Source organism: Mesorhizobium sp. M7A.F.Ca.US.006.01.1.1, assembly GCF_003997935.1.
GTDB lineage: Bacteria > Pseudomonadota > Alphaproteobacteria > Rhizobiales > Rhizobiaceae > Mesorhizobium.
Genome location: NZ_RZQL01000301.1, coordinates 1 through 7345, shown reverse-complemented (window position 1 = coordinate 7345; position 7345 = coordinate 1). Strand labels below are relative to the sequence as shown.

At 62.6% G+C, this 7345-nt stretch carries 6 protein-coding genes and 1 pseudogene; 5 read left to right on the top strand and 2 right to left on the bottom strand.

The window, feature by feature from the left end; translation table 11 throughout:
- A pseudogene (locus tag EN943_RS38600) lies at positions 1 to 164 on the top strand (anti-sigma factor); the annotation flags it as partial.
- Positions 154 to 1593 carry a S8 family serine peptidase gene (locus tag EN943_RS32815; protein ID WP_127416111.1) on the top strand — a complete coding sequence of 480 codons (1440 nt, stop codon included), beginning with the start codon at positions 154 to 156 and terminating at the stop codon, positions 1591 to 1593. The pseudogene EN943_RS38600 and the gene EN943_RS32815, both read left to right, overlap by 11 nt.
- A gap of 17 nt (positions 1594 to 1610) precedes the next feature.
- On the opposite strand, the gene EN943_RS32810 is transcribed toward EN943_RS32815, so the two are convergent.
- Both EN943_RS32810 and EN943_RS32805 read right to left on the bottom strand, forming a co-directional pair.
- Positions 1611 to 2270, bottom strand: coding sequence for a hypothetical protein (locus tag EN943_RS32810; RefSeq protein WP_127416110.1), 660 nt, complete (start codon positions 2268 to 2270; stop codon positions 1611 to 1613).
- A 109-nt stretch (positions 2271 to 2379) separates the two neighbouring features.
- Positions 2380 to 3402, bottom strand: a complete 1023-nt coding sequence (locus EN943_RS32805; RefSeq protein ID WP_127416109.1) for a substrate-binding domain-containing protein — start codon at positions 3400 to 3402, stop codon at positions 2380 to 2382.
- 362 nt (positions 3403 to 3764) lie between these two features.
- Between EN943_RS32805 and EN943_RS32800 the strand changes: the two genes are divergently transcribed.
- From EN943_RS32800 to EN943_RS32790, 3 genes are all read left to right on the top strand, one after another.
- Entirely contained in the window at positions 3765 to 5120 is a 1356-nt protein-coding gene (locus EN943_RS32800; protein ID WP_127267791.1) for an ABC transporter substrate-binding protein, read from the top strand.
- Between the two features lie 225 nt (positions 5121 to 5345).
- Complete coding sequence (locus EN943_RS32795) at positions 5346 to 6359, top strand: sugar ABC transporter permease (protein ID WP_013528262.1); 1014 nt, start codon at positions 5346 to 5348, stop codon at positions 6357 to 6359.
- 1 nt (position 6360) lies between these two features.
- On the top strand, positions 6361 to 7345 hold a 985-nt coding region (locus EN943_RS32790), incomplete at its 3' end, for a carbohydrate ABC transporter permease (RefSeq protein WP_164778494.1).

Genomic DNA, 7345 nt, shown 5'->3' with positions numbered 1-7345 from the left:
GCAACGGGCTGAAGATCATCGGCGGACCGACCGCCGACGGCGTCTTCCGGCTTGGCATTCCGGCCGCGACCGCTGCCGACTACAACAAGCAAGTCGGCCTTGTTGCCGCCCAGCCCTTCACGGAGACTGTGATCGAGGGAAGGAAACCGGTTGATGGCGGCTGAGGCAATCATTCGATTTGCGGCAATGCTTGCGGCGGCGATGACAATCGTCGCCGTGCCCGCGTCGGCGCAGACCAACGATTCCAATCCCGACTCGGCGAAAATCGACTGCCGCGACGGGACCAACGCGGCGGGAGCCGACTGCGCCAAGGATGGCAGCGACACAAAGGGCGGATCGGATGCGGCGCAGTCCGGCGCGGTGTTCCTGCCGGCCCTGATCGTCGACCTGTTTCCCAACCCGACGGCGCCTCCTGCACCGGTGCCGACGCCCCGGCCGGCGCCCGCGACGCCGCCGGCCGTTACCCAAGCCGGCCCCCCGCCCGGCGGCCCGATCGTCTCGCCGACCGATCTCATTGCCGTTCAGCCGCGGCGCGCGGTGGTAGGCGATTTCGTGCCCGACGAGGTGCTGGTGACCGTCGACGGCGATGCCGGCGCTGTCCAGCAGATCGCCGCCTCCTTCGGTCTCCAGGTGCGCTCGCAGCGCCAGTCGCTTCTGCTTGGCACCACGCTGGTGCGCTTCGGCATTCCCGACGGCCGGCCCGTCGGCGTCGTGCTGGCGCAACTGGCCGCCGACGGCCGCACCCAGCGGCGCGAGCCCAATCACGTCTATTCGCTGCAGCAGGCCGCCGGCATCGTCAACTATGCGTTCGATCGTATCGCGCTCGATTCCAAACAGGCCAGCGGCGAAAACGTCCGCATCGCGGTGATCGACACCGGCATCGACGACACCAACCCGGCGCTGTCGGGCGTCATTGCCGGGCAGTTCGACGCCATGCCCGACGTGCCGATCGAAAAGCGCGATCACGGCACGTCGATCGACGGGCTGATCGCCGGCGTCGGCGCGCTGGAAGGCATGGCGCCGGGCGCAAAAATCTATCACGCCCGCGCCTTCGAGGGCGGCAAATCGACCATGGACGTTATCCTGGCGGCGCTCGACTGGGCGGCGGAACAGGACGTGCGCATCATCAATATGAGCTTCGTCGGGCCGAAGAACGATTTGCTTGGCGTCGCCTGCCGCAATGCCCGCGCGCTCGGCATTGTGCTGGTCGCCGCCGCCGGCAACAACGGGCCGAAAGCACCTTATGGTTACCCGGCGGCCTTCGACGGCGTCATCGCGGTGACCGCCACCGATGCCAGTGACGGACTGATGCCGCAGGCCAATCGCGGCGCCTATGTATTCATCTCGGCGCCCGGCGTCGAGATGGTGGCGCCGAGCGGCGCCGGCTCGGATGTCGTCACCGGCACCTCGTTCGCGGCAGCGATCGTGAGCGGCGCCATCGCCAATCTCATCCACGCCGCGCCCGATCGCTCGGCCGACGACATCGAGAAGGCGCTTGCCGCAACGGCGAAAGATCTCGGCCCCAAGGGGCGCGACAATGACTTCGGCTATGGGCTGCTGGACATCAAGGCAGCGGAGGCTGCGAAGGAGTGAGTTTTTGCCCTTCCGCTTTATGTAGCCGGAACCTGCCGGATTCGACCGAGTTGCAGAAGCAACGCTGATCCAAGACAAAGCCCAACGACAACCAAACCGGCTATCGTCAACCATCGTATCAATACTGCCTGCTCGTCGTGACCGATGACGCGGTAGAGACCGTTGATCTCGACCATTTCCGGGCCGGACAGCCGCTTTTTGGGCAGCGTTCGGTCGGTGTAGAAATATTTGGTCATCACGTTGAATTCGAGCTCACGTCCGAGGAACATTTCGGTGGGGTTCAGGTCTGAAGTGACATAGCCCTCATAGGTGAGTTCCTGCGTGGCGCGGATATCGACATTGTTGAAGTCCGGCTTTGTGGCGCCCGGATGGAACCAGCCTGGTGAAAACACCGAGAATGATCCAAAGCGGGGCAGATGGGTGATCGGCTGGTTGATGATGTCGACCACTTTCTGTTCTGTCCGCGCGGCTTCCGCATTTGCCTTTCCGATCCCTGACAAAGTCCAGAAGATTGCACCGGCGACGGTCAGTAAAAGGCCCATCAAGCCAAGCAGAAACACGATATGGCCGACAGGGCGCGTTGGTCTTGTTGGCTTTGCAGTATGGTCAACCGTCGCCGGGGCGCTACTCTCGCGCCCGCGTCGGCCGAAAGCGGCGCTTGGCTGACTGGTGTTCATCGGCCCATGTTCCAACAGGTGGGCTAATGCGGCGTTAATAGACCCTCGGTTTGGCTGAGAAGGACCGCATCGGGCTGAACTCGGTCGGTGATGGTGATAGGTCTCGCCCCTACGCCGGCGCCCCCGCCACCGATCCCCTGACCACTAGGTCCACCGGCCAGACCTCGCCGCGGGCGCCCTCCTCCAGTCCCGAAATCCGTGCCGCCAGCCTCTCGGCGACACGGGCGCCGGCGAGACGGATCGATGAACGCGTCGTCGACAGCGGCACCGAGAAATTCTCCGGCCTCAGCCAGGGGAAGACGTCATCATGGGCGATCAGCGACACATCGCCGGGAATGCTCAGGCCAAGGTCGCGCACGGCGCGCACGACGCCCAGCGCCATGATCAGGCTGGAGCAGGCGATCGCCGTCGGCGCGTCTTCCTCTTCCAGCAAACGCCTGGTGGCGCGATAGCCGTTCTCCTCGGTCATATCGACCGAGCATACATGGCGTTCGCTCAATGACAGTCCGCTCGCGGCGAGCGCCCGGCGCACGCCGCGTTCGCGATGGATGGCGAAGGTCTCGCGATCGTCGCCGTTGATCAGCGCCAGTCGCCGGTGGCCGAGCTGGATCAGCAGCCTGGCCGCCTCGTGGAAGGCGCCCTCATTGTCGATGTCGGTGAAGGCATAGTCGAAATCGAAACCTTCGCTGCGGCCATGGACGATGAAGGGAATGCCGAGCGTGTTGACCAACGCCACGCGCCGGTCAGCGGGCCTCGGCGAGGAGATGTAGACGGCGTCGACCTGCCGGTTGGCGACGATGCGCCGGTAAGTGGTTTCCTGGTCGTCGGCGTCGGCCGGCGACAGCACAAGGTCGAGCTCGTGCGAGCGGGCATAGTCGCCAAGGCCGGACAGGAACTCGACGAAATGCGGATCGATGTCGACGGACGCACCGGTCGGCAGGACATAGCCGATCATGCCGGTCTTGCCGGTCGCCAGCCGGCGCGCGCTCGGGTTGGGGCGATAGCCATGGCGCTTGGCGGCATCCATGACACGCCTGCGCGTCTCCTCGTTGACCTCGGGATAGCCGTTCAGCGCACGGCTTACCGTGGTTTGCGAAAGTGCCAGCATGTGGGCGAGCTGCTTGAGGTTCACGAAAGTCTCCAGTCCCTCAAAGCGCTTTTAAATTGAATCGACCCAAGTGCCACCGGGGCCGAGCCATGCGAAGCCGAACCATAGACGCGGTTTGGGCATGTTTGAAACAAAAATTGCTGCTGCATCGCCATAATAGTATGTTGCGGCGCACTTTTAGGAGTGAAAATGCGCGAACCTAAATCGATTAATCCGCCAGCCTCTTGACTTCCCAGCGATTCAATGGCGTGATCAAAAAAGCCAAAGCGCTTTGGAAGACTCTTCGAAAGGTTGCGGTTCCTTTCCGACTGAGTCACAGTCCTGCGGCGTCGGCGGGCGGAATGGAGGTTCCGTCCGGTGTGTGAGACCCACTGGGAGGAATACCGATGAAAAAAATGCTTTTGCTGGGTGCTGCGTTTGCCACGTTCGCCCTGAACGCGCCCGCGCAGGCCGAACTGAAGTTCAAGCCCGGTGAAGACAAGCGCTTCAACTGGGCGAACTACGAAGAACTCAAGAAAGTTGACCTCAAGGGTGAGACGCTGTCGATCTTCGGACCGTGGCGCGGCGAGGACGAAGGCCTGGTGCGCGGCGTTCTCGACTATTTCTCGGAAGCCACCGGCGTCGAGATCAAATACTCCTCCTCGGAAAATTACGAACAGCAGATCGTCATCGACACGCAGGCCGGCAGCCCGCCGAACATCGCCGTGCTGCCGCAGCCGGGCCTCATCCAGGACCTGGCGTCGAAGGGCCTTTTGACGCCGCTCGGTGACGACACCGCCAAATGGGTCAAGGACAATTACGGTGCCGGCCAGTCATGGGTCGATCTCGGCACTTTCAAGGACAAGGACGGCAAGCCGGGCTTCTTCGCCTTCCCCTACAAGGCCGACGTGAAGTCGCTGGTCTGGTACTCGCCGGATAATTTCGAGGAAGCCGGCTACAAGGTGCCGAAGACGCAGGAAGAACTCGCCGATCTCGAAAAGAAGATCATCGCCGATGGCGGCAAGCCGTGGTGCATCGGCCTCGGCTCCGGCGGCGCCACCGGCTGGCCGGCGACCGACTGGGTCGAAGACCTGATGCTGCGCACCCAGCCTCCGGAGGTCTACGACAAATGGGTGAAGAACGAGATCCCGTTCAACGACCCCGCAGTGGTCAACGCCATCGACATTTTCGGCAAGATCGCGACCGACGACAAGATGGTCGACGGCGGCGCCAAGGCGGTTGCGGCGACCGATTTCCGCGACAGCCCGAAGGGCCTCTTTTCGGTGCCGCCGAAATGCTACCTGCACCACCAGGCATCGTTCATTCCGACCTTCTTCCCGGAAGGCACCAAGGTCGGCCAGGACGCGGACTTCTTCTACTTCCCGCCCTATGCCTCCAAGCCTGAACTGGGCACGCCCGTGCTCGGCGCCGGCACGCTGGCGATGATCACCAAGGACAGCAAGAGCGCGCGCGCGTTCATCGAATTCCTGAAGATGCCGCTCGCCCACGAGATCTGGATGGCAGAGGGCGGCTTCGTGACGCCGCTCAAGTCGGTCAACAAGGATGCCTATGCCAGCGACGCGCTGAAGAAGCAGGGCGAAATCCTCGCCAATGCCTCGACCTTCCGCTTCGACGGTTCCGACCTGATGCCGGGCAAGATCGGCGCCGGCGCCTTCTGGACCGGCATGATCGACCTGGTCGGCGGCAAGTCGGCGCAGGACGTCGCCACCGACATCCAGAAGAGCTGGGACGCCATCAAGTAGACGGCTGGCACGTAGACGACCAACCATTCTCGCACTGGATCCGGACCGTACTGGCCCGGATCCGACGGCGGCCCGTGCCGCAGCCTTTCGTCATGAGCGCATTGACATGAAGCGCGATCGGCAATGTGCGCAAGCCGCCGACGACGCGCTCCAAACAACTGAATCGGCGCCTGGTCCCGTCACCAAGGTCATTCCTTGTCGGGTCATGCGCAGGGGGAGGGACCCATGGCGGCTCAGATTTTCTCGGCCATTTTCGTCATCATCGTCGGGGTCGGCGGTTGCGTCGCCTATTTCTGGGGCGCCAACAAACTGGTCGACCTGATATTCCCGTCACGCGGCGTCGCGGGTGCCGCGGCCATCGACAATCTGCGCCGGCAAGGGCTGGTCCGGCCATGGCTGTTCGTCGGCCCGGCGATGATCATCCTCACCATTTACCTGATCTATCCGGTGGTCGAGACGCTGCGGCTATCGTTCCTCGATCGCGGCGGCATCAATTTCGTCGGCCTGGCGAACTATGAATGGGCGTTCGGCGACCGCGAGTTCCGCAACTCGATCCTCAACAATATCATCTGGCTGGCGGTGGTGCCGGCCGCCTGCACCTTCCTCGGGCTGATCATCGCCGTGCTCACCGACAAGATCTGGTGGGGCACGATCGCCAAGAGCCTGATCTTCCTGCCGCTGGCGATCTCTTTCGTCGGCGCCAGCGTGATCTGGAAATTCATCTACGAGTATCGGGGCGAGGGTCAGACCCAGATCGGCATCCTCAACGCCATCATCCAGCATTTCGGCGGCCAGCCGCAGGTCTGGATATCGCTGCCGTTCTGGAACAATTTCTTCCTGATGATCATCCTGATCTGGATCCAGACAGGCTTTGCCATGGTCATCCTGTCTTCCGCCCTGCGCGGCATCCCCGAAGAAACGCTGGAAGCCGCCGTCATCGACGGCGCCAATCCGTTCCAGATCTTCTGGAAGATCATGGTGCCGCAGATCTGGGGCACCATCGCCGTGGTCTGGACCACGATCACCATTCTGGTGCTCAAGGTGTTCGACATCGTGCTGACCATGACCAACGGCCAGTGGAACAGCCAGGTGCTGGCCAATCTGATGTTCGACTGGATGTTCCGCGGCGGCGGCGATTTCGGTCGCGGCGCCACCATCGCCATCATCATCATGATCGCGGTCATTCCGATCATGGTCTGGAACATCCGCCAGGCGAACAAAGAGACGGGAGGACATTGAGATGGCCGTCGCGACCGGAAATTCCTTCGCCAGCCGCTTTGGCGTCCACATCGCCGTGCTCATCTTCGTCGCAATCTGGACCATACCGACGCTCGGCATCCTGGTTTCGTCGTTGCGCGACAAGAACCAGATCATCGCCTCGGGATGGTGGAACTCGTTCGCCAGTTCCACCCAGACGGAGGCCGGCCGGCTCCCGCCCGCCTCGGCGCAAGTCGAGAAGGACGGCAAGTTCATCCTCGAGGGCAATATCTTCGGAGACGGCGCCAAGCGCGACATCAGCGCCTTCGGAGTCAAATCGGCGGCACCGACGCAATATCCCGCCGGCACCACAGCCGATCTCGGCGACGGCGTGACCTTGCAGCTCAATGCTGACGGCAGCTTCACCATGCAGTCCCCGAAAGCGTTCGAAGGCGATCGCGGCCAGCGCGTCTATTATGCTTCGTCGGCGCCGCCGAAATTCACCACCGACAATTACAGAACCGTGCTGTTCTCCGAAGGCATCGGACGGTCATTCATGAATTCTCTGACCGTCACCATTCCGGCTACCGTCATCCCGATCCTGATCGCCGCCTTTGCCGCCTATGCACTGGCCTGGATGCGGTTTCCCGGCCGGGCGCTGCTGATCGCGGTCATCATCGGCCTGCTGGTGGTGCCATTGCAGATGTCGCTGATCCCACTGTTGAAACTCTACAATGGCGTCGGCGCTTTCTTCGGCATGCCGTCGAAGACCTATCTCGGCATCTGGCTGGCGCATACCGGCTTCGGCCTGCCCTTCGCCATCTACCTGCTGCGCAGCTACATTGCCGGCCTGCCGCGCGAAATCATGGAATCGGCGCGCATCGACGGCGCCAGCGATTTCGAGATCTTCGTCAAGATCGTCTTGCCGCTGTCGTTCCCGGTGCTGGCTTCGTTTGCCATCTTTCAGTTCCTGTGGGTATGGAACGATCTGCTCGTGGCGATGGTTTTCCTCGGTACAGAGGCAGACC

What these genes read in the sequence shown, in the direction of transcription:
- EN943_RS32795 (WP_013528262.1), top strand. Translation starts at nt 5,346, where the DNA reads ATGGCGGCTCAGATTTTCTCGGCCATTTTCGTCATCATCGTCGGGGTC.
- EN943_RS32815 (WP_127416111.1), top strand. Translation starts at nt 154, where the DNA reads ATGGCGGCTGAGGCAATCATTCGATTTGCGGCAATGCTTGCGGCGGCG.
- EN943_RS32800 (WP_127267791.1), top strand. Translation starts at nt 3,765, where the DNA reads ATGAAAAAAATGCTTTTGCTGGGTGCTGCGTTTGCCACGTTCGCCCTG.
- EN943_RS32810 (WP_127416110.1), bottom strand. Translation starts at nt 2,270, where the DNA reads ATGAACACCAGTCAGCCAAGCGCCGCTTTCGGCCGACGCGGGCGCGAG.